The 22514-nt window shown below is 61.8% G+C and carries 20 protein-coding genes and 1 pseudogene; 2 read left to right on the forward strand and 19 right to left on the reverse strand.

Annotated features, from left to right (window positions below; genetic code table 11):
• The 3 genes and pseudogenes from IE093_RS12880 to salA all read right to left on the reverse strand — a co-directional run.
• A pseudogene (locus IE093_RS12880) lies at window positions 1-448 on the reverse strand (helix-turn-helix domain-containing protein); the annotation flags it as partial.
• Between the two features lie 283 nt (window positions 449-731).
• Window positions 732-1904 (reverse strand): ABC transporter substrate-binding protein, encoded by a 1173-nt coding sequence (locus tag IE093_RS12885; RefSeq protein ID WP_189469831.1) that lies wholly within the window; start codon window positions 1902-1904, stop codon window positions 732-734.
• A 52-nt stretch (window positions 1905-1956) separates the two neighbouring features.
• The gene (gene salA, locus IE093_RS12890) at window positions 1957-3273 is read right to left on the reverse strand and encodes a salicylate 1-monooxygenase (RefSeq protein WP_189469833.1); all 1317 of its coding nucleotides are present in this window, start codon (window positions 3271-3273) and stop codon (window positions 1957-1959) included.
• Window positions 3274-3686: 413 nt separating this feature from the next.
• Between salA and IE093_RS12895 the strand changes: the two genes are divergently transcribed.
• Window positions 3687-4595, forward strand: a complete 909-nt coding sequence (locus IE093_RS12895; RefSeq protein WP_189469835.1) for a LysR family transcriptional regulator — start codon at window positions 3687-3689, stop codon at window positions 4593-4595.
• On the opposite strand, the gene IE093_RS12900 is transcribed toward IE093_RS12895, so the two are convergent.
• The 15 genes from IE093_RS12900 to IE093_RS12970 all read right to left on the reverse strand — a co-directional run bounded on the left by IE093_RS12900 (window position 4550) and on the right by IE093_RS12970 (window position 20001).
• On the reverse strand, window positions 4550-5443 hold the full coding sequence (locus IE093_RS12900; protein WP_189469837.1) for a universal stress protein: 894 nt from the start codon (window positions 5441-5443) through the stop codon (window positions 4550-4552). The two genes, IE093_RS12895 and IE093_RS12900, sit on opposite strands and share 46 nt — an antisense overlap.
• A 45-nt stretch (window positions 5444-5488) precedes the next feature.
• Complete coding sequence (locus IE093_RS12905) at window positions 5489-6694, reverse strand: benzoate/H(+) symporter BenE family transporter (protein WP_189469839.1); 1206 nt, start codon at window positions 6692-6694, stop codon at window positions 5489-5491.
• 33 nt (window positions 6695-6727) lie between these two features.
• Window positions 6728-7459, reverse strand: a complete 732-nt coding sequence (locus IE093_RS12910; RefSeq protein WP_189469841.1) for an ABC transporter ATP-binding protein — start codon at window positions 7457-7459, stop codon at window positions 6728-6730.
• Complete coding sequence (locus tag IE093_RS12915) at window positions 7456-8223, reverse strand: ABC transporter ATP-binding protein (RefSeq protein WP_189469843.1); 768 nt, start codon at window positions 8221-8223, stop codon at window positions 7456-7458. Before IE093_RS12915 ends, IE093_RS12910 begins: the two co-directional genes overlap by 4 nt.
• Window positions 8220-9305 carry a branched-chain amino acid ABC transporter permease gene (locus IE093_RS12920; RefSeq protein WP_189469845.1) on the reverse strand — a complete coding sequence of 362 codons (1086 nt, stop codon included), beginning with the start codon at window positions 9303-9305 and terminating at the stop codon, window positions 8220-8222. The genes IE093_RS12915 and IE093_RS12920 overlap by 4 nt, the downstream gene beginning before the upstream one ends.
• Before the next feature lie 10 nt (window positions 9306-9315).
• On the reverse strand, window positions 9316-10176 hold the full coding sequence (locus IE093_RS12925) for a branched-chain amino acid ABC transporter permease (protein WP_189469847.1): 861 nt from the start codon (window positions 10174-10176) through the stop codon (window positions 9316-9318).
• A gap of 64 nt (window positions 10177-10240) precedes the next feature.
• On the reverse strand, window positions 10241-11413 hold the full coding sequence (locus tag IE093_RS12930) for an ABC transporter substrate-binding protein (protein WP_189469849.1): 1173 nt from the start codon (window positions 11411-11413) through the stop codon (window positions 10241-10243).
• Between the two features lie 835 nt (window positions 11414-12248).
• Window positions 12249-13484, reverse strand: coding sequence for a benzoate/H(+) symporter BenE family transporter (locus IE093_RS12935; RefSeq protein WP_189469851.1), 1236 nt, complete (start codon window positions 13482-13484; stop codon window positions 12249-12251).
• Between the two features lie 210 nt (window positions 13485-13694).
• Window positions 13695-14474, reverse strand: coding sequence for a benzoate diol dehydrogenase BenD (gene benD, locus IE093_RS12940; RefSeq protein ID WP_189469853.1), 780 nt, complete (start codon window positions 14472-14474; stop codon window positions 13695-13697).
• A complete protein-coding gene (benC, locus tag IE093_RS12945) occupies window positions 14471-15499 on the reverse strand; it encodes a benzoate 1,2-dioxygenase electron transfer component BenC (protein WP_189469855.1) in 1029 nt (342 codons plus the stop codon). The genes benD and benC overlap by 4 nt, the downstream gene beginning before the upstream one ends.
• Window positions 15500-15522: 23 nt before the next feature.
• A complete protein-coding gene (benB, locus tag IE093_RS12950; protein ID WP_189469857.1) occupies window positions 15523-16011 on the reverse strand; it encodes a benzoate 1,2-dioxygenase small subunit in 489 nt (162 codons plus the stop codon).
• Window positions 16012-16045: 34 nt separating this feature from the next.
• Window positions 16046-17413 (reverse strand): Rieske 2Fe-2S domain-containing protein, encoded by a 1368-nt coding sequence (locus tag IE093_RS12955; RefSeq protein WP_189469859.1) that lies wholly within the window; start codon window positions 17411-17413, stop codon window positions 16046-16048.
• Between the two features lie 80 nt (window positions 17414-17493).
• The gene (gene catA / locus IE093_RS12960) at window positions 17494-18465 is read right to left on the reverse strand and encodes a catechol 1,2-dioxygenase (protein ID WP_189469861.1); all 972 of its coding nucleotides are present in this window, start codon (window positions 18463-18465) and stop codon (window positions 17494-17496) included.
• Between the two features lie 60 nt (window positions 18466-18525).
• Window positions 18526-18816, reverse strand: a complete 291-nt coding sequence (catC, locus tag IE093_RS12965) for a muconolactone Delta-isomerase (protein WP_189469863.1) — start codon at window positions 18814-18816, stop codon at window positions 18526-18528.
• A 63-nt stretch (window positions 18817-18879) separates the two neighbouring features.
• A complete protein-coding gene (locus tag IE093_RS12970; protein ID WP_189469865.1) occupies window positions 18880-20001 on the reverse strand; it encodes a muconate/chloromuconate family cycloisomerase in 1122 nt (373 codons plus the stop codon).
• A gap of 104 nt (window positions 20002-20105) precedes the next feature.
• On the opposite strand from IE093_RS12970, the gene IE093_RS12975 reads away from it, so the two are divergent.
• Window positions 20106-21008, forward strand: coding sequence for a LysR family transcriptional regulator (locus IE093_RS12975; RefSeq protein ID WP_189469867.1), 903 nt, complete (start codon window positions 20106-20108; stop codon window positions 21006-21008).
• A gap of 85 nt (window positions 21009-21093) precedes the next feature.
• On the opposite strand, the gene IE093_RS12980 is transcribed toward IE093_RS12975, so the two are convergent.
• Complete coding sequence (locus IE093_RS12980; RefSeq protein WP_189469868.1) at window positions 21094-22512, reverse strand: FAD-dependent oxidoreductase; 1419 nt, start codon at window positions 22510-22512, stop codon at window positions 21094-21096.
• Window positions 22513-22514: the final 2 nt, after the last annotated feature.

The raw sequence follows: 22514 nt of genomic DNA on the forward strand, positions 1-22514 counted from the left end.
GTCTCGTCACGCTGGGTCTTCAGGGAATGTCGGATACGTTTGAAGCGGTATCCGTTTTTTTCAGTGCTCGCCGCAGAGTCGCCGCACTGAAGCGCTTGCCAGTGTCTTCCTGCAACCGGGCTTGCAAGGTCCGAAGCTGGTGAGGATGTTGCTGCACGAGATCCTGCAACCGATCGACGTCCTGAGCATCCAGAATGGACGGGCGACCGCACCGAGGCTTGTCCACCAGAGTGGAAAGGCCAGCGGTCTCCCAGTTCTTGAACCAGATCGAGATGGTATCGCGTGTCACTTGCAGGATGTCTCTGATCTGATTGATGGTGTACCCCTGATGGCTGAGCAAGATGGCGTGGGCACGACGACGCAAGGCGCGCTTCTCGCCATGGTGATAGGCTGCTGTCAGGACTTCCAATTCCTCGTCGGTGAGAGGAGCAACAAAACGCTGGGCCACCCTTGTCATCCCTGATTGGAAATGTTGGCATAGCATGCAGGAAAACTTATGTAAAGTCACTTAACAACTCGAACCTCAAATCCACAAACAAATTAGCCACACTTAAAGCAAAGCCAAGCCATTATTACCAGCCAAGTCCCATGCTTCAGCCAAAAAGTCGAGTAGATGTGGGCCAGAGTGTCGGAGCGACGGCTTTATTGATCTCCATTCACGCCCCAGGGAGACGGTGAACGACTGTAAGGGCGAGCCGAGCCCGCCCCCACAGTCACTCGGTTAAGTCGAATTACATCCTGCAATCGCGATCGGGCACCTCGAGCTGCTCGGAAGCAATACCGACTACCACATGCCGCCCCTCGCGGATTTCACGCAGGTAGATGTTCTGGATGGGATGATGAGAAGCCGAGAAGCGCATCGGCCCCCGGGGGCTTTCGAGCTCTACACCGGCCAGAGCCTCGATGAGGGCATCCTTGTCTTCTATATTGCCAGCCACCTTGTCCAACGCCTGTGACAGCATCATGCCGGTATCGTAACCATGGACGGCATAGGTGTCGGGCATCACGCCGTAGTTGGCCTGATAAGCTTCGACGAAGGCGTGATTCTCGGGTGTATCCAGCGTTTCGGCGTAGTGCAGGGTGGTCAAGACGCCCTCGGCGGCCTCACCCAGGGCACTCAGGTTGCCATCGGTCAAAAAGCCGGAGCCCAGCAGCGGGATACTCGCGTTGAGGCCTGCCGCTGCGTAATCGCGAACGAAGCTGACGCCGCCGCCTCCGGCGAAGAAGGTATAGACGGCATCCGGCTTCAGGCTGGCGATCTGCGCCAGGTAGCTCTGGAACTCGGTGCTCGGGAACGGTACCAGGATCTGCTCGACGATCTCGCCCCCGACGCTAGTGAAGGCCTCTTCGAACGCAGCGAGGTCCTCCTTGCCGGCGGCATAGTCCCAGGTAATGGTCACCACCTTGCGATGGCCACGGTCGTAAGCGACCTTGCCCATCGGGTAGCTGTCCTGCCACATGCTGTGCGAGGTACGAAAGACGTTGGGCATACACAGTTGGTTGGTGGCAGCTCCCAGCCCGGCATTAGGAATGATGGTGATCGCACCGGTCTGCTTGGCGACGCGCAGCATGCCCATGGCAACGCCAGAGTGTACCGGGCCGATGACGACGTCGACGTTGTCGCCCTTTACCAGGCGGCTCATGTTCTGCGGTGCCCGGGAGGGATTGGCTTCGGAGTCCAGTATCACGTACTCGACATCACGATCGCCGAGTTGTCCACCCTGTTGCTCGATGGCCAGTTTCAGGCCATTGGTGATAGCTTCCCCCAGCGCGGTATAGGTGCCGGTATAGGGCAGCATCAGACCGAGTCTGACGGGATGTTCATCGGCCTGGGCCACCCCGGCCGCAAGGACGTTTACGCTCAACACCGAGGCCATGGCCACTTTCTTGTAGAGTTTTTTCATGTTGTCACCAGAGAATGCATTGTTGTTGGATGGTGGTTGTCGCCAAGGGCCGTCATGAAATGAACGCAGCCGTCTCCTGCCATCCCAATGACGCCATTACCTCTCTCACCCCAGCTCTGGGGTCGTAATTCCAGATCCAGTCGAAACGGTGCTTCAGGTCATCGGCCAATTTCTCTTCATCGCTGCCGATGCCCTCACCGCAGTACTCATAGACCTCACCGGCCTCACGCGAGGTCGTCTGCACCCGACAGGCACGCGGGCGACGACAACGTTCGAATGCCGTCAATACCTGCTCGGCGTTGTCGCGGGTGCAGCGCTCATCCGTCAGCAGGGACGCAAGCACATACGCATCCTCTAGCGCCTGACCCGCACCGGCACCCTGGTGGGGCAACATGGCATGAGCGGCATCGCCGATGAGCAGCACCCGGTCACACACATGGCAGGGCAGCTCGGGCAGCTCATGCAGCGCCCAGCGGGTCGGTTCGGGAATGCAGCGCAGGATGGCCTTCGACGCCTCGCCCCAATCCGCAAAGTCTTCCAGCATCTCGGCCTGAGATACCTCGACCACCCAGGGCTCGCCCGCCGGCAGTTGCGGCTCGGCGGTGCTGCGATCCGAGACGAAGGCGACGACATTGATCAACGTGGATTGCTTTACCGGGAAGGTCAGGATGTGTTTTTGCGGGCCGAGATACATCTGGGGCACGGTGGCAAGACGCGCCTCGACACCCACCTCGGTGAAGGCACGCTTCAGTTCCTCGACCGGCACGAGACCACGGTAAGCCTTGGTGCCGCTCCAGCGAGGCTCTATCGTGCCGTCGCTCTCCTCTGGCAGCACATGCCGGCGTACCGCGGACTTGATCCCGTCGCAGCCAATCAGGATGTCGCATTGAAAGATGGTGCCATCCTCGAAGTCGACCGTGACACTCTCCGGTTCCTGACGTACCGCGGCACAACGCTTGCCGAAATGGGCGATGCCATCGGGCAGGCAGTCAACCAGGGCATCGAGGAAGTCGGCACGGTGGACGGAGGATTGGCCACACCCTGGTGCGATGCTCGCCGCCAGATAGCCCTCGTCGTGCCAGCGTCGCCACTCGAACCAGACATCCTCGAAAGGCTGCGGCGACTTGTCGGCAATCCGGGTGTAGGGCTCCTCCAGCCCGAGCAGGGAAATGCTCCGCACCGCATTGGGACCGAAGGATACACCGGCACCAATTTCGGAAAACTTCGCCGCCGCTTCGAACAGGTTGACCTCAAGACTCTTGTCCCGGGAAAGACCGATCGCCAGGGCCACGCCTCCTATCCCGCCACCGACGATGCCGATGGAAAGACGCTTGTCTCGAGGGACTGCTTTTTCGCTTGGTTGCTGCATGATCGCCGCTCCTGTCGGGGGATGATTGTGGTTATGTGTCACAAGGCTATGTGCCCTCTGCACCCCCCACAACGAAGCGGCTTTCATTCACTGCATAAATGGCGGTAATATCCAGAAAAACCAGATAATTACAAACACAAGACAAGGGCGGGATAGACGTTTGTCTAGCCCTGAAAGGCGGCGATATCACCTTGCCCAGTGGCCCCATGCATCCCGCCACGGCGCTGCCGGAGACAGGCACTTAGAGCTCATTTCACAACCACACCAATGGAGTGGGCTGTTCCGGGGGCAGGCCTTCGCGAAGGCGCTGTGAACCCTTCCCTGGGCGCTACATTTGCCATCCATGGCAAATGACCTTCACTGCGCCCTGCCCCCGGCGCCCATCACCCAAGAGAGTTTGGAAAGGAACTCTTATGCTCAAGCTGTCGGATATCGATATCAACTTGTTGGTGGTGTTCGACCTTCTCTACCAGAAGCGCAACACACAGCTGGTGGCGCAGCATCTCGGTTTGACCCAGCCAGCGGTGAGTCACGCACTGAAGCGGCTGCGCAAGCTGTTGGGTGACGAGCTCTTCGAACGAACGTCCAAGGGGTTGATGCCGACGCCCTATGCCACTCGCATCCACGCCCCTGTCTCCGAGGCCCTCTCCAGCCTGCAGGAGACGCTCAGCCTTTCCCATGACTTCGACCCGACAACCAGCCAGCGCACGTTCAATATCTCGATGACGGATATCGGCGAGATCTACTTCCTGCCCAAATTGATGCTGCGCCTGGCCAGGGAGGCACCGAACGTCACGCTCAGCACCACCCGCAGCCACACTCTCGATATGAAACAGGAAATGGAAGAGGGCAATATCGACTTGGCGGTGGGATGGATTCCACAACTGGGGGCGGGGTTCTATCAGCAGCGGCTATTCGTGCAACGCTATGTCTGCCTGATGCGCGACGGGCACCCCCTGGCCAAGGGTGGATTCTCCCGTGAGGATTTCACCTCGGCCCAGCACATCCTGGTCGTCGCCAAGGGCACGGGGCATGGCAAGGTGGAAGAACTGCTCGCCAAGAGCGGCATCACCAGACCGGTGCGCCTTCAGGTCCCCCACTTCGTCGCCGTGCCCTATATCGTCAGCACCACCGACTTGGTGGTGACCGTCACCAACAAGCTGGCCGAGGCCACCGAGGACCGGTTTTCACTGCGTGCCTACCCTCATCCCCTGGAGCTTCCCGAGGTTCCCATCAACATGTTCTGGCACCGCCGGTTTCACCAGGATCCTGGCAATCAGTGGCTGCGCAGCCTGATCCACGAGATGTTTGCAGAGTCCTGAGGAGCAGCCGGCCGCATCACCGCCACTGGGCAACGCGCCTCATGCAGGACCTCGTGACTGACACTGCCGGCGGCCAATTGCGATAGTCCACTGCGCCCATGGGTCGTCATCACGGCCATGACGTTGGGTTGGTCAGCGAGATAGCTGACGATGGATTCGGCCGGCTCGTAACCGTGCAACACCTCCCAGTCCGCATCGAAGTCATACTCCTCCTTGATGCGGCAAGCGAGAGCGTGGATATAGCCCGATTCCATGATATCGGCATGGCCACCAGGGTCCGACGGCTCAGTCGCGCGGATCCCCTGAGGAAGCGCAGAGGCCTTCACGGCTTCGGTGCCCACCACGTGCAGCAACTGAAGCCCAGCGCCCAACTCCTTGGCCATGGACACGGCCCGAGGCAGCACCGCTTCAGCAAGCTTCGAACCATCGACACAGACCATCAGTGTCTCGACCCGTTCCTGCACCAAGGGATTGAATCGCGGCCCTCCGAGTACCACCAAGGCGTTGGAATGCTGCACGACGGCTGCCGCCACACTGCCCAGGAACAGTTCGGAGACTGGGCGGCGACTATGGGAGGTCATGCATAGCAACGCTTCGTCTGGGTTCGCGGCCAGCTGGGCCAGCACTTGGGCCGCGTCATCTCCCTGCTCGACTCGCAAGCCATCCCGGTACCGCTCGAGTCCTTCCTCGCCAAGTCGCTGCCACAAGGCCTCGCGCCGCTTGTCTACCTGCGTGGCCACGGATGTCAGCACCAACCGGCCATCGAGCTGCCGATTGAGCAGTTCGCCAAGTGCGATGCTCCGCAGAGAGTTTGTCGATTCATCTACTGCCACATGGAGAGTGCGCATCTCGATACCTCGATCACTGTTGTACTTGTTGACGTTGCATGAGGTTCATCGGGTGCCATCCCCCGCTTGCCTGGCCTCGCTATCCGTCGTAAAGCGCCGGTGAAGGGTGTTGTAAGCCAATGCGCCGATGACCACACCCCAGAAGGCCGACCCCAGTCCCAGGAAGCTGACACCGGAGGCCGTGGCAATGAAGGTGATGACCGAGGCTTCCAGGTGATCCTTGTGGGCAGCGAAGGCACTGACGTTGCTAGCAATGGCGCCGATAAGCGCCAGGCCCGCCAACACCGCGACGAACTCGCCGGGCAACGAGGTGAACAGCAGCACGATGGTGCCGGCGAAAGCGCTACCAATCAGGTAGAAGACGCCGTTGGCGACCCCGGCTACGTAGCGCTTGCCTGGATCCTCATGGGCTTCCTTGCTGGTACAAATCGCTGCGGTGATGGCCGCGATCACGGTGGTGATGCCACCAAAAAAGGCCGTTACGAAAGAGGTCAGACTGGTCACGGTGACGATCGATTTGGCTGAAGTGTCATAGCCGGAACTGCGCAGGATCGCCATGCCCGGCAGGAACTGCCCGGTGAGGCTGACCAGCACCAGCGGAATGGCCAGACTGAGGGTGGCGCTCAAGCTCCATTCGGGACGAATGAACTGCGGATCGGCCAGTTGCAGCGTCACGCCCTTCAGGCTGGCGCCCTCCAGCCAGACGGCCAGGCCGATGCCGACGATCAGCAGCAACACCAGACTGTAGCGCGGCGTCAGCCGCTTGAAGAGCAGGTAGGCCAGGATCATGCCGATGGCCAGCGCCGGCACCGATTCGAGCGACACGAACACTCCGACACCGAACTGGAACAGGATCCCCGCCATCATGGCGCTGGCGATGCCCGGCGGGATCATCTGGATGATGCGGTCGAAGGAGCCGGTCACGCCGATCACGAAGATCACCGCCGCCGCGGTGAGATAGGCTCCCACCGCCTCACCCAGCGACAGGTCGGGGAACAGCGTGACCAGCAGCGCCGTGCCCGGCGCCGACCAGGCCGTGACCACCGGCACCTTGAGCCACAGGCTGAGCAGGATGCCCGAGACGGCAGCGCCCAGCGAGATCGCCCAGACCCAGGAGGTCATCATGGCACTCGAGATCTCGGCGCTCTGGGCAGCCTGGAAGAAGATCGCCAAGGGGCCGGAGTAGGATACCAGCACCGCTACGAAGCCAGCGGTGATCGCAGGTATCGACCAGTCCTTGTGGAGTCGCATAAGTGGCTCCCTGTAGAGTGGTGAAATGGAAGGTCAGGCGACGCCGAGGTGGGTGTCGAGGATGGAGGGATCGTCCTTGAGGCCCTGGGCGTCGCCGCTGTAGACCACCTCACCCTTGACCAGCAGGATGTGCTTCTCCGCCACCTCCAACAGGTTGTCGATGTTCTTGTCGACGATGATGCAGGCAATGCCGGAGGCCTTGATCTCACGGATGATCTTCCAGATCTCGTCACGGATCAGCGGTGCCAGACCCTCGGTGGCCTCATCGAGGATGATCAGGTCCGGATTGGTGGTCAGCGCACGGCCTATGGAGAGCATCTGCTGTTCGCCCCCGGAGAGAAAGGAGCCGTCATGGTTGATCCGCTGACCGAGGCGCGGGAAGGTGTCCAGTACCCTCTCGAGAGTCCAGGTGGACTCTCCCCGCTCGTTGGGCCTAGCGGCCATCACCAGGTGTTCGCGCACGCTGATGCCGGGGAAGATGCCCCGCCCTTCCGGTACATAGCCGATGCCCTGGCGGATCAGTTGCCAGGGGCGACGCTTGGCGGTGGACTCCCCCTTGATGCGAACCTCGCCCTCTCGCGGCGGAACGAAGCCGAGGATCGACTTCAAGGTGGTGGTCTTGCCCATGCCGTTGCGCCCCAATAGGCTCAGCGTCTCGCCGGGCATCAAGGTCAGGTCGACACCATGCAGGACATGGCTCTCACCATAGAAGGTGTGCAGCCCCCGGGCATCGATCAAGGGGGTGATCTGTGCTGCTGCCGTCATGCCATTACCTCCTCGTGGTGCCGTCCAAGATAGACGTCACGCACCTTTTCACTGCGACGGATCTGATCGGTGGAACCACTTTCCAGCACGCAGCCGTCCACCATCACGGTGATCCGGTCGGCCAGGCGGAAGACGCTGTCCATATCGTGCTCGATCAGCACCAGGGTGTAGCGGTCGGTGAGGCTCGCGAGCAGCTCTGTGACTTGGGCGGTCTCCTCTCGCCCCATTCCTGCCATGGGTTCGTCGAGTAGCATCAGCGAGGGGGCTGTCGCCAGTACCATGGCGATCTGCAGTTGGCGCTGTTCGCCATAGCTCATGTCGGCGGCGGGCGTGTAGGCCCGATGGACCAATTGGCAGGTCTCCAGCACCTCGAGGGCCCGCTCGTTGACTTCCCGGGCCTGCTGGCGCGAACGCCAACTGGAGAAGACACCGCCCATGTGGATGCGCGCTGCCAACTGGCAGTTCTGCAGGCAGTTGAGTCGCGGGAAGATATTGGTCTTCTGATGGCTGCGGCCGATGCCCATGCGAGCGATCTGCCGCACGCTCTTGCCCTGTATGGGCTTGCCACGATAGCGAACCTCGCCAGCGGAAGGCGGAATCTCCCCCGAGAGCAGGTTGATCAGGGTGCTCTTGCCGGCGCCGTTGGGCCCCAGGATGGCGTGTATTTCATGAGGTTTGACGTCGAAGTCGACCTCGTTGACCGCCACCAGGCCGCCGAAACGACGGGTCAGGCCATGGGTCGCCAGGATCGGTTCTTGGTTCATGACTCAGCCCTCCCTTTCGGCATGACGGCTTGATGGGGGTGGGCGTCGGTCCGGGGCTTGCGGCCCCCCTTCGCCAACCGGCGCAGCAACGAGGTCTTCAGCAGCTCCGCCTTGCCGGGCGGCGCGATGATCAGGCCGGCGATCCCACGCGGCAGCACCAGTACCGCGACGATGATGGTCAAGCCCATCAGGATCGGCCAGTGGGTGGTGAGATGCTCGAAGACGAACAGCAGGATCTCGTAGGTGAAGGCGCCGAGGATCGGACCGAAGATGGTGCCCATACCCCCCAGGATCAGCATCATCAGCACCTCGCCGGAGGTATGCCAGCCGAGCTGGGCCGGGTTGGCGAAACCGTACTGCATGGCGGCCAGCATGCCGGCTATCGCCGCCATCACCCCGGCGATGACGAAGGCGATCAGCTTGTAGCCGCTGGTGGCATAGCCCAGGGCCTGCATGCGGTGCTCGTTGTCATGGATGCCGTCGAGCACCTGACCGTAATAGGAGCGGGTCAACCAACGCAGGAACAGGTAGCCGGCCACCAGCACCCCAAGACAGAAGTAGAAGAAGGTGCGCGGATCGTCGAGGTTGAGTAACGTCGTTTCGCCCACCGCGAGGCTCGGCCGAAACATGATGAAGACCCCGTCCGTGCCTCCGGTGAAGGGCGAGGTACTGACCAGGTAGAAGAGCATCTGCCCGAAGGCCAGGGTGGTCATGATGAAGAAGATGCCCTTGGTGCGGATCACCAGTACCCCCACCACCAGCGCTGCCACGGCTGAGACCACCATCACCAGTGGCAGCATCCACCACAGCGAGGCGGGGCTGAAATCGGGGCTGGCCAGCGCCAGGGTGTAGGCACCGACGCCGAAGAACAGCGCATGGCCCAGGCTCACCAAGCCAACGATGCCCACCAGCAGGTCGAGGCTCATGGCGAACAGCGCCAGGATCAGCATCAGGGTCAGCTTTTCCAGAATGAAGTCGGACTGGCCGCCGAATACGCTTGCGCCCCACAGGGGAAAGGTCGCGACGATCGCCGTCAGCGCCAGCATGATGAAATAGACGCGCTTGGGATAACTGTGCAACATGACTGCCTCCTCAGGCGAAGAGCCCGCGTGGCTTGACCAGCAGCACGGCGGCCATGATCAGGTAGATCACCATGCTGGCGAGACTGGGAATCAGCACCGAGCCGAAGGTCTCGGCCATGCCGATCAGGATGGCGCCCCAGAAGGCCCCCTTGATCGAGCCGATACCGCCGATGACCACCACCACGAAACAAGTGATGAGGATGCTGTCGCCCATTCCCGGGGCAATGGAGGTCAGCGGTGCCGCGATCATGCCGGCGAAGGCGGTCAGCGCCACCCCGACGCTGAAGATCAGCGTGAACAGGGTGCGCACGTTGATGCCCAGGCCCTCGACCATGTCGCGGTTCACCGCGCCGGCGCGGATGATGATCCCCAGCCGGGTATGGCGGATCACCCAGTAGATGGCACCGGCCAGGGCCAGGCAGACCCCCATGACGAACAGACGGTAGACCGAGTACTGCAAGTTATCGGTGAGCTGCAGGCTGGCATCGAAAGGCGCTGGGACCGGTACGCTGTGCACGTCGCCGCCCCAGATGATGCGCTGTGCCTCGTTGAGGACCAGGATCAGTCCGAAGGTCAGCAGCACCTGATAGAGGTGATCGCGCTTGTAAAGCGTATCGAGGAACAGCCGCTCGATGATCAAGCCAAGCACGATGGCAATGGGGATGGCGATCAGGATCGCCAGCCAGAAGTTGCCCAAGCGCATGGTCAGGTCATAGACCAGGTAGGCTCCGATCATGTACATGGCGCCATGGGCCAGGTTGATGATGCCCATGATGCCGAAGATCAGGGTCAGGCCGCTGGCGATCAGAAACAGCAGCAGGCCGTACTGCAGCCCGTTGAGGAGCTGCACGCCGAAAAATGTGAGATCCATGATGATCTCCTCCGCGATGCACGGGACGGGCCGACCCCGTCCCGGAAGTCAGGGGTTCACCGAATCACATGCGGCAGGCATCGTCCGGCACCTCGAGTTGCTCGTAGGCGACATCGACGACGTCGTGCTTGCCGTTGCGGATTTCACGCAGGTAGACGTTCTGGATGGGGTGGTGGGAGTCGGAGAACGTCATGGGGCCTCGTGGACTGTTCAAGTGCACCTTGGAGAACGCCTCGATCAGGGCTTCCTTATCCTCGGTATTACCGTCGACGGCGTACATGGCCTGAGCCAGCATCATGCCGGTGTCATAGCCTTGTACGGCATAGGTATCCGGTAGCTCGCCATAGGCCTCCTCATAGGCCTCCACGAAATTGCGGTTGGCCTCGCTCTCGATGGTCTCGGCATAGTGCATGGTGGTCAGCACCCCATCCCCGGCATCGCCCAGGGCCGCGATGTTGCCCTCCGTCAAGAAGCCAGAACCGAGCAACGGGATACTGTCCTTGAGGCCCGAAGCGGCGTAGTCACGCACAAAGCTGACGCCGCCGCCACCAGCGAAGAAGGTATAGACGGCATCCGGTTTCAGGCTGGCGATCTGCGCCAGGTAGCTCTGGAATTCGGTGCTCGGGAACGGCACCAGGATCTCTTCGACGATCTCGCCGCCGGCCTCGGTGAAGGCTTGCTCGAAGCCGGCGATATCCTCCTTGCCGCCCGCATAGTCCCAAGTGATGGTCACGACCTTGCGGTGCCCCTGGTCGTAGGCGACCTTGCCCATCGGGTAGCTGTTCTGCCACATGCTGAAAGAGGTGCGGAAGACGTTGGGCATGCACAGCTCATTGGTGGCAGCACCCAGCCCGGCATTGGGAATGATGGTGATCGCACCGGTCTGCTTGGCCACCCTCAACATCCCCATGGCCACGCCGGAGTGCACCGGGCCGATCACGAAATCGACGTTGTCTCCCTTCACCAGACGGCTCATGTTCTGGGGCGCCTTGGAGGGGTTGGCCTCGGAGTCCAATTCCACGAATTCGACATCGCGCCCGCCGAGCTGGCCGTCCTGCTGTTCGATGGCCAGTTTCAGGCCATTGGTGATGGCCTCGCCCAAGGCGGTATAGGTACCGGAATAGGGCAGCAACAGGCCGAGCTTGACGGGGTGTTCATCGGCATTGGCGATACTGGCTGCCAGGACACCGGCACCGACCAGAGAAACGACAGCGGTTTTCTTGAAGATGTTATTCATGTGAGTCACCAGGGTTGAGTCTTATGGTTATGGCAAGGCTCCCCCGACCCATCGCAACCGAGGGAAGCGAGGGAATATGGCTTGCGTTGCTGGGTCAGGAAGGCGTCGAGAAGAGGATGCGATCAGGCTTCGGCATCCAATGGTTCGTCGAGATGCGGATCGCACTCTTTGCCGGCGTGGAAAACAGCCTGGATGTCTGAGGGTTCGAAGTACTGGTTGACGGTCATGCTCATTGCCTCATCGTTGTCGTTATACCTGCATCAAGTCCTGGAAAGACGTGGCAGGGGCTCGTCCTGAGTCCGGGTCGTGGACGATATGTTTCCGTCTCTGGAGATGATTCTGGCGGCCGAGGCAAGCTGTCACCAATATCGTTTGAGTTCGCCACCATACCTGAGAGGTATCATCGCCATTCCGAGCTACTTTGATTTGCGGCATTTCAGGGAACTCGTTTGTCGTCCGACTCCCCCTCAACAACTCCCGACTTTCTCCAATGCAATCATGCAGATACACAGGCGCTTCCGGAGCGGAATCAGTGTTGGGGCTGTGTGCGCCCTCCGATCAAGGCGATATACCTGGCCTGTCGGCAGCGATCAGACAGGGAACGGTCATGTATTTCGACGGATCTGCACCTCTCCGGCATCGATGACCTCTGACAAATCGGCGTTATCGACAGGCCATTTTTCGACAAAAGAATAATGCTGCTAGCGTCTCATAGACGAAAAAAAGCCCGTACTGCCTGAGGCGAGTACGGGCAAGGAGGATTTCGGTTCAGTGCTCGATGCAGCGACTGGAAAGCGCGACCAACACAAAACCTGCGCTGCTCAACATGAGATCATCAATTCGCCAACGGTTTTCTTTCCAGGATGAATTCGAAGTCCTTGGTTTCAAAAATCAGCGAGACGAAGACGCCCAGTACCAGGGCCCAGAAGGAAGAGCCGATCCCCAGGATCTGCAGGCCGGAAGCAGCGATCAGGAAGGAGAACAACCCGCCCATCTCGTGCTTGCCCGAGAACGCCATATGCATTGCGGAGGTGATTACACGGAGCAGGGCCAGACCGGCGATGATGGCGATGAAGTAGCCCGGCATGGCTTCGATCAGGCTGACCACAAAGCCATAGAAGGGGGCACCCACCACGAAGATGGCCCCGGCGATCACCGCCGCCACCCAGCGTTTGTCACGGTGACCCGCCTCCGGCGAGGAACAGATGCCGGTCATCGGCGCCGCGATGCAGGTGCTGTGCAGGTTGAAGAAGGCGGAGATCATGGTGCCTAAGCCGCCCACGGCGGTGATGGCGTTGGCCGGCACCTCCTTGTAGCCCATGCCTTTGACCAGGCCCACACCAGCGGGTGTCTCCATCCCCACCAGGATGAGGGCCAGCGGCAGCCCATAGGCCAGGAAGGCGTTTAGGGTGAACTCTGGCACGATGAACTCGGGGAAGGTCACCGAGAACTCCACACCGGAGAAGTCGACGCCGGAGTAGGCCATGTAGGCGATACCGGCCAACATGGCAACGATCAGCGGCGGTATCTTGCGAAGCAGACGCGCCGACAGGAAGAAGGCAAGGATCATGATGGCCGCCGGCAGCATGGCGTTTTCCAGCGGTGCCACCATGTTGAGCCCGAACTTGAGCAGGATGCCGGCGACCATGCCCATGACGATGGGCATGGGGATCAATTTCATCACGATGCCCATCACCCCGGCCAGACCGGCCACCAGGGAGATGGCACCAGCAATCAGGGTCGCCCCCAGGGCAGCCTCGAGCCCCACGACAGGAATGATCGCCGCAAACAGCAACGCCCCGGGAATGGAGTTGGCCATGGGCAGGGGCAGCCGATAGTACGCAGGCATGAAGAGGCCGAAGAGGCCGTTGATCATCAGGTAGCTGATGACCCAGATCATGATGAAGTGGGAATCGAGCCCCGCGGCGGTCCCGGCACTGATATGGATGATGCCGGCGCTGAGGCCGAAGATGCCAGCGACGATACCCGCGCTGACGTTATCGACGTTGAGATCTCTGACGAAGTCAGAGGGCGCATGCCGGAGGCTCACGCCTTTCTCGATATGTTTCACGGTGTGCTCCAGGGGAATTGTTGTCTTTGGAATCGTCTTTGCTTCGTTGGGTGCGGTAGGGCTGCCCGGGAGCAGGCCTCCGGAAGGCCGGCCCCGCGCGAAGGCGCTGTAAACCCTTCCCTGGGCGCTACATTCGCCATCCATGGCGAATGACCTTCGCTGCGACCTGCTCCCGGTGCCACTCACTCATCAGTGGGTTGGAAAGATACGTTAGCCAAGGTCGCCGCCCGCCACCGGCACCACCGTACCGGTGATATAAGTGGAGTCGTCGGAGGCCAGGAACAGGATCGGGCCGACCTGCTCGTCGAGGGTGCCGTAGCGCCCCATGAAACTGGAGGCCTTGGTCTGGTCGATCAGCGTCTGGTACCAGGCCTTCTCCTGCTCGGTCGGCTCGGCATCGTTGCGCGGCGTCTTGCGCGGTGGCGCTTCGGTGCCGCCCGGCGCCGTGGCATTGACGCGGATGCCATGCCCGGCGTACTCGAAGGCCAGCGCCACGGTCATGGCGTTGACCCCGCCCTTGGCCGCGGCATAAGGCACGCGCATCAGGCCACGGGTGGCCACCGACGAGACATTGACGATATTGCCTTTCGACTCCAGCAGGTGCGGCAGTGCCGCCCGGCAGCACCATAGGGTCGGGAACAGCGAGCGACGCACCTCGGCCTCGATCTGTTCCGGTTGGTAGTGTTCATACGGCTGGGCCCAGATGGTGCCACCGACATTGTTGATCAGGATGTCGATGCGGCCGAAGTTCTCATGGACCTGGTTCATGACCTGCTCGGCGCCTTCCCAAGTTTCCAGGTCGGCCTGCAGGGCGATGGCCTCCACCCCCTGCTCCTTGAGTTTGGCGACCACGTCCTGGACATAGTCGGCGCGATCCACCAGCGCCAGGCGTGCGCCCTCCGCTGCCGCGCGTTCGGCGACACGCTGCCCGATGCCCTGGGCGGCGCCGGTGATCACCATTACCTTGTCAGCAAAGCGAGTCATGCTCATGCCGCCTCCCCGGGCGCCTGATTGGGGGTGAATTTCTCGTAGTGGAAGCTCTGCGGCACGATGCCCTCGTCGTCGAAGTGACGCAGCACCGCATCGACCATCGGGGGCGGCCCGCACAGGTAGACATCCACGTCGCCGTCGTGCATCACCTCGGCATCCATGTGATGCGTCACATAGCCCTTGCGCGGATTGCGGCTACCTTCGTCCACCACCACGGTGGTGTACGTGAAGGTCGGCAGCTGCTCGACGAAGGCGTCCAGGGCATCCACCTTGACCAGATGGTCGTCCTTGTTGACGCCATAGATCAGGTGTACCGGCTGATCGCACCCCTTCTCCACCAACTGCTCGAGCATGGAGAGGAAAGGCGCCAGCCCGGTACCGCCGGCCAGCATCAGCATGGGGCGTTTCACATCGCGCAGGTAGAAGCTGCCCATCGGTCCGGTCAGGCTCAGGCGATCGCCCACGGCGGCACGTTGGGTGAGGTAGCCGCTCATCACGCCGCCCGGAATGTTGCGGATCAGGAAGGTGGCACGCTGTTCCCCCGGCTTGGAGCTGAAGGAATAGGAACGGTGCTGATCGCTGCCCGGCACGTCGATGTGGATGTACTGGCCGGGCAGGAAGGTCAGCTCGGCGTCATCATTCAGATCCACGGCCAGCTCGATGCTGTCCTCGGAGAGTTGCTCGACCACGGCCACGGTGCCTTCGATCTTGCCCACCGCTGTCTTGCACAGAGTGGAAGCCACCGGCACCTGGATGACGCAGTCCGAGGACGGCACCATCTGGCAGGTCAATACCTGCCCTTCGGCGGCTTCCTCATCGGAGAGCGCGTCTTCCAGGTAGTCATCGCCCATGTCGAAGGCGCCCTGTTCGCAGTGTCCCTTGCAGGTGCCGCAGACACCGTCGGAGCAGTCCATCGGCAGATTGACCTTCTGCCGGTAGGCGGCATCGAGAACCGTCTCACCTTCCTTGCAGCCGATGAAACGGGTGACGCCGTCCTCGAAGTTGAGGGCAATGGTGTAGCTCATGGTCGTTCTCCTCCCGCACCGAGTCAGACGTGGTAGACGTCGATGACCTGGTGGATGTAGTCGTTGTTCAGCACTACTTTCTTGCTAGTGATCAGCGGGCTTTCCCCCGACACGTCCAGGGTGTAGAAGGAGGTGCCGAAGTAGCTGTCGGTCTGCTTGTAGCGGTGACTCAAGGTATGCCAGTTGAAGCGCAACTCGATCTTGTCGCTGTCCTGGCTCAGCACCTCCAGGTTGCTGATCTGGTGGGTGGTGCGCGGCTCAGGTGTGCTCGCCCCGCTACGCTCGGTCTTGATTCGGTAGACCCGGTCCTCCAGCCCCTCGCGGCTCGGGTAGTAGACCAGCGAGATCTCTGACTGAGGGTCACGGGTCAACTGGTCGTCGTCGTCCCAGGCCGGCATCCAGAACACCGCGTCCTGGCGATAGCACTGAAGCCATTCGTCCCACTGACGATCGTCGAGCAGCCGCGCCTCGCGATAGATGAAGGCCTGGATGTCGTGATAGGCGATACTCATGTCGTCTCCTCCTCTTTTCACAACCGCTTGGCGCTCAGGCCGATGCCGTGGCGATAAACTGGCTGCGCTCTTTGTCGATAGCGCGCAGCATCTCGTGCACCCAATGCTTGTGGTGCAGCACGTAGAGCCCTTCGTCTTCCGGCGACGCTCCGCTCAAGAGCGGCTTCATGTCGATGGCCTGGGCGTTGTCGTCGGCACCCTCGATCCACTGCTTGGCGCCGCGCGACAGGTCGTTCCACTCGGCCAGCTGCCCCTGGTAGCCGTTGTGGCAGCCACGGAACTCTTCCAGATCGTCCGGCGTACCCATGCCACTGACGTTGAAGAAGTCCTCGTACTGACGGATGCGCACGCGGCGGTTCTCGGCCGACTCGCCCTTCGGCGCGAAGCAGTAGATGGTCACCTCGGTCTTGTCCACGGCGATCGGACGCAGCACGCGGATCTGGGTGGAGAACTGGTCCATCAGGTAGACGTTGGGATACAGGCACAGGTTACGGGTCTGGTTGACGATGGAGTCAGCCCGCGCCGCGCCAAGCTGCTCCTCGATCCAGTCCTTCTGGGTGTAGACCGGGCGCACCTCGGGGTTGAGCAGCCGAGTCCACAGCATCATGTGGCCATTCTCATAGGAGTAGAATCCGCCCTGGCTTTTCGACCAGCCATCGGCGTCAACCGCCTTGGTGCCACCGGCATCGTAGTTGCGGCGGTCCATGGTCGATGCGTAGTTCCAGTGCACGGTGCTGACGTGGTAGCCGTCGGCGCCGTTCTCGGCCTGCAGCTTCCAGTTGCCCTGGTAGGTGTACGACGAGGTGCCGCGCAGCACCTCCAACCCTTCCGGCGCCTGGTCGACGATGTTGTCGATGACCTTGGTGGTCTCGCCCAGGTACTCCTCGAGCGGAGCGACATCGTCGCTGAGACTGCCGAACAGGAAGCCCTTGTAGTTGGCGAACCTTGGCAGGCGCGTCAGGTCGTGGGAGCCGTCCTGCTTGAAGCCGTCCGGGTAGGCGCCGGTCTTCTCGTTCTTGGCCTTGAGCAGCTTGCCGTCGTTCTTGAAGGTCCAGCCGTGGAACGGGCAGGTGAAGGTGCCCTTGTTGCCACGCTTGCGGCGGCACAGAGTCGCGCCGCGGTGGGCACAGGCATTGATCAGGCCATGCAGCTCGCCGTCCTTGTCGCGGGTGATGACGATGGGCTGACGGCCCATGGTCACGGTCATGTAATCGCCCGGCTCGGCGATCTGACTCTCGTGGGCCAGGAACAACCAATTGCCCTCGAAGATGTGCTTCATCTCCAGTTCGAAGAACTCGGGGTCGGTGAACATGCTGCGGTGGCAGCGGAAGATGCCGTTCTCGGCGTCGTCGACGACGGCACCGCGGACGCGTTGTTCGAGTCGATCAAGCTGTGCGGTCATGATCCAAACTCCTCGATTGTTGTCATGGTGAGCCCGCCCATGGCGGGCCCGTTCTGGCAGTCAGGGATTCGTGGGACGCGTCAGACCTTGGCCTGGCTGGCCTGCTGGCTCGCCGCTTCCTCGCTCTCCAGGGCACGCGGACGCTTGTGGCGCGTCTGCAGTTCGGGGTCGTCGGTCCTTGCCAGTTCGACGTCGAACACCACCTCGGTGAAAGGCGCTTCCAGGCCGCGCTTGTCAGCCTCGGCCGCATCCTCGATGCGCTTGCCCTCGATCACCAGCTCCTCGCGGGTGGCGAAGGCGAAGTCGTCGAAGGTGTAGGGGTCGCCGGCCAGGTTGATCTGGGTGGTCAGGTGCTTGTGACCCGGCGCGGAGATGAAGTAGTGGATATGCGCCGGGCGCTGACCGTGGCGCCCCAGGGCAGACAGCACCTGCTCGGTGGGGCTGCCTTCCGGTACGCCGTAACCGGAGGGAATGATGCTGCGCGCGCGGTAACGGCCTTCACTGTCGGTGAGGATGGTACGGCGCAGGTTGTACTCGCTCTGCGACGGATCGAAGAAGGAATAGCCGCCCTTGGAATCGGCATGCCAGATCTCGACCTTGGCGCCAGCGACCGGCTGGCCGTCGACGTCACGCACCTGGCCGGTCAGCCACATCACCTCGGCATCGGTATCGGTGCCATCGTCCATGCGTGCGAAACCCTCGGCCTCCGGGGCGCCAGCGACATACAGCGGGCCCTCGATGGTGCGCGGGGTGCCGCCGGTCAGACCGCGCTGCTCATCCTCGGCGTCGAGGCGCATATCAAGGTAGTGGTCGAAGCCCAGGCCCGGCGCCAGGAGGCCGAACTGGGTACCCGCACCCAGGGCGTTGAGCAAGCTCACCGAGGACCAGAATTCTTCCGGAGTGACATCGAAATCATCGATCAGTCGGTACAGATCGGAGAGCAAACGGTGCATGATCTGCTTGGCGCGCTCGTTACCGCCGGCCTGGTCGAGACCGGCGACGGTCTTCAGGAAATCCTGGACTTCAGGGGTGTCGAAGATCTTGACGCTCATGGTGTTATCCTCATCGTTGTCGTTATGCCCACTTGCCGAGGGGCTGGCGTGTCATGTCGTTCAGCGATCGTCGTCGCGGATGGAAGACGGATGGCGACACAGCGGCTTGACGCTGATCTCCATGTAGGGAAAGAGTGGCAGCTTGCTGACGAGTTCCTGCAGCTCGGCGTTGTCCTCGACGTCGAAGATGCTGACGTTGGCGTAGCTTCCGGCCACCCGCCACAGGTGACGCCACTTGCCGGAACGCTGAAGCTCCTGGGAATAGGCTTTCTCGGTCGCCTTGATCTCGGCGGCCTGCTCGGCCGGCATGTCCGGCGGCAGCTTGACGGTCATTTCCACCTGAAACAGCATGTGTCTCTCCTCTTCAGTCTCTACGCGACCGTTGACTTGCGCGACTCAGTTTTTGCGTGCCCTTCAGTGGTTACGGGCATAGTGGGCCAACTTGTCTTCGTCCAGGGTGATGCCGAGTCCTGGCCCCTTCGGCAGGTCGACGCCGAAATCGTGGTAATTCAACGACTCGACGACGATGTCGTCCTTGAGCAATAGCGGGCCGAACATCTCGGTGCCCCAGGCCATTTCGCCCAGCGTCGCCCAGGCATGCAGCGAGGCGGCGGTACCGATGGTGCCCTCCAGCAGGGTCCCGCCGTAGAGGCCAATGCCGGCAGCTTGGGCCACATGGGCCAGTTCGAGGACGCCCTGCAGCCCGCCGGACTTGGCAATCTTCAGCGCATAGGCGCCGCTGAAGCCGCTCGCCGCCAGGGTCAGACCATCGCGGGCGTCCTGTACTGCCTCGTCGGCCAGCATGGGTACCAGGAAACGCTGCGAGAGACGCACCAGACCGGCATGCTCGCGAGCGGGGATGGCCTGTTCGATCAGGTCGATGCCGGCGTCTTGCAACGCAGCGATGCCACGTACGGCGGTGGCCTCGTCCCAAGCCTGATTGACGTCGACCCGTACGCTGGCCCGGTCACCCAGCGCTGCCTTGATGGCGGCCACGTGACGCACGTCATGGTCCACGGGGTTAGCGCCGATCTTGAGCTTGAAGTCGCAGTGACGGCGGTCCTCGAGTCGCTGGAAGGCTTCGTCGATGTCTTTGCGGGTATCGCCACTGGCCAGCGTCCACAGCACCGGCAAGTGATCATGACGCGCCCCGCCCAGCAGTTCGGCCACCGACAGTCCCAGGCGCTTGCCCTGGGCGTCGAGCAGTGCGGTTTCCAGTGCCGACTTGGCGATGCTGTTGCCGCGTGCATGACGCTCCAGGCGGGCACGCAACACATTGAGATTGCCCGAAGGCTGGCCGATCAGCAGCGGCGCGAGATATGTGTCGATGTTGCGCTTGATGCTCTCCGGGCTCTCCGGGCCATAGCTCAGCCCACCGATGGTGGTGCCTTCGCCCAGGCCCTCGATGCCGTCGCTGTGGCGCATGCGCACGATGACCAGGGTCTGGCGCGCCATAGTGGTCATGGAAAGCTTGTGAGGCCGGATGGTCGGCAGATCGACCAGCAGCGTCTCGATGGTTTCGATCACGGATGACATGAGGGCTCCGAATTTCGCCAATCGGGTGATTGAGTGGCAGTTTGATTGCAGCGAGAAGACGGAACCAATATTGTTTGAGTGCTCAGCCATACCCTGGAGGTATCATGGAGCTGCGACACCTGAGGTACTTCTGCGTCGTCGCCGAGGAACTCAACCTGACATGCGCGGCCGAGAGACTGCACATGTCACAGCCCCCTTTATCCCGACAAATCAAACAATTAGAGAGGGAAGTCGGTGCCGATCTGTTTGAACGGGGACCGCGAGGGCTACACCTGACTGCCACGGGACAGTTCTTCCAGCAGCATGCCCTGCAGATCCTGGAGAAAGTCGATGCCACCCTGGATGCCACGCGGCGCATGGCGCGCAGCAAGCGCGTGATGTTCGGCATCGGCTTCGTGCCATCAGTGTTCTACGGCCAGTTGCCGCTACTGGTGAGAGGATTGCGACAAAAGGATAATGTCGAGCTGACCCTGGCAGAGCTGACCACGGTCCAGCAGATCCAGGCGCTCAAGGCGGGACGCATCGACATCGGATTCGGGCGGCTCAGGATCGACGACCCAGACGTGGAGCAGGAGGCATTGTTCGACGAACCGATCATGGCGGCATTGCCGGTCGGCCACCCATTGGAAGGCACCACCCCAACACTGGAAGAACTCGCCGCCTATCCATTGATCCTGTTTCCTGCCAAACCTCGCCCCAGTCTGGCCGATACCATCCTCGGGTTGTTCCGCCGCCACGGTCTGAAAGTCAACGTGATGCAGGAGGCCAACGAGCTGCAGACCGCTCTCGGCCTGGTAGCCTCCGATATCGGCATCACCCTGGTGCCGGAACAGGTGAAGCGAGTGCAGCGCGACGGCATCGTCTATGTCTATCTCGCCGACAAGAACATCACTTCGCCGGTGATCTGCAGTCGACGCAAGGGCGAAGCTCCCTCTCCCATCATGCAGGAGGCCAACGCCATCCTCGAAGTGCTGGTGGAAAATCGCAGAAGCGGGCGCTATCCCTGATTTATCCAGATACGCGAAGGGCGCCACCCATGGGCGCCACCCATGGGTGGCGCCCTCCTTGCGTTGCGCGGGATGTCGCTGGCCGTCAGACACCCAGGTAGTCGAGGATCCCCTCGCCGGCCTGGCGGCCTTCGTAGACTGCGGTGACCACCAGGTCGGAGCCGCGCACCATGTCGCCGCCGGCAAAGATCTTCTCGTTGCTGGTCTGGAAGGCGAAGGGGCCATGCTCCAGCGCCTTGACCCGGCCACGCTCGTCGATGGCAACGTTGTGCGGCTCGAACCAGTCGATGTCGCTGGGCTGGAAGCCGAAGGCGATGACCACAGTGTCGGCGGGCAGGATCTCCTCGGAACCGGGCACCACCTCGGGCCGTTGACGACCGTTCTCATCGGGCTCACCCAGGCGGGTACGCACCACCTTGATGCCTTCGACCTTGTCCTCGCCGATCACCGCCACCGGTTGGCGGTTGAACAGGAACTCCACGCCCTCTTCACGGGCATTGGCCACCTCGCGCTTGGAGCCCGGCATGTTCTCCTCGTCACGACGGTAGGCGCAGGTCACACTGGCCGCCCCTTGGCGGATCGCGGTGCGGTTGCAGTCCATGGCGGTGTCGCCACCACCCAGTACCACCACACGCTGCCCCTCGAAGGAGACATAGTCGGCGGGGTCCTTCTCGAAGCCCAGGCAGTGGTTGACGTTGGCGATCAGATAGTCGAGCGCCTTGTGCACGCCGGGCAGATCCTCGCCGGGGAAGCCGCCCTGCATGTACTTGTAGGTCCCCATACCCATGAACACCGCGTCGTACTCTTCGAGCAACCGCTCGATGGCGATGTCCTTGCCGATCTCGGTATTGAGCCGGAACTCCACGCCCATCTCCTCGAACACCGCGCGACGGCGTTCCATGACGTGCTTTTCGAGCTTGAACTCGGGAATGCCGAAGGTCAGCAGGCCGCCGATTTCCGGATAACGATCAAAGACCACCGGCTTGACCCCGTTGCGCACGAGAATATCGGCGCAGCCCAGGCCGGCCGGGCCGGCACCGATCACGGCGACACGCTTGTCGGTCCAGGTGACCTTGGACATGTCCGGGCGCCAGCCCATGGCGAAGGCGGTGTCGGTGATGTACTTTTCGACCGAGCCGATGGTCACCGCGCCAAAGCCGTCGTTCAAGGTGCAGTCGCCCTCGCACAGACGATCCTGCGGGCATACCCGGCCACACACCTCGGGCAACGAATTGGTGCGGTGCGACAGCTCGGCGGCTTCGAGGATGTTGCCCTCGGACACCAGCTTCAGCCAGTTGGGGATGTAATTGTGGACCGGGCACTTCCACTCACAGTAGGGATTGCCGCAATGCAGACAACGATGTGCCTGACTGGCCGCTTCCTGCGGCTTGAACGGCTCGTAGATCTCGGCGAACTCCTTGGCCCGGGTGCGCGCTTCTCTCTTTTGCGGGTCCTGGCGACCCACGTCGATGAACTGGAAATCGTTGCTCAAACGGTTTGCCATGG

This window comes from Litchfieldella qijiaojingensis (assembly GCF_014651875.1).
GTDB classification, from domain to species: Bacteria; Pseudomonadota; Gammaproteobacteria; order Pseudomonadales; family Halomonadaceae; genus Litchfieldella; species Litchfieldella qijiaojingensis.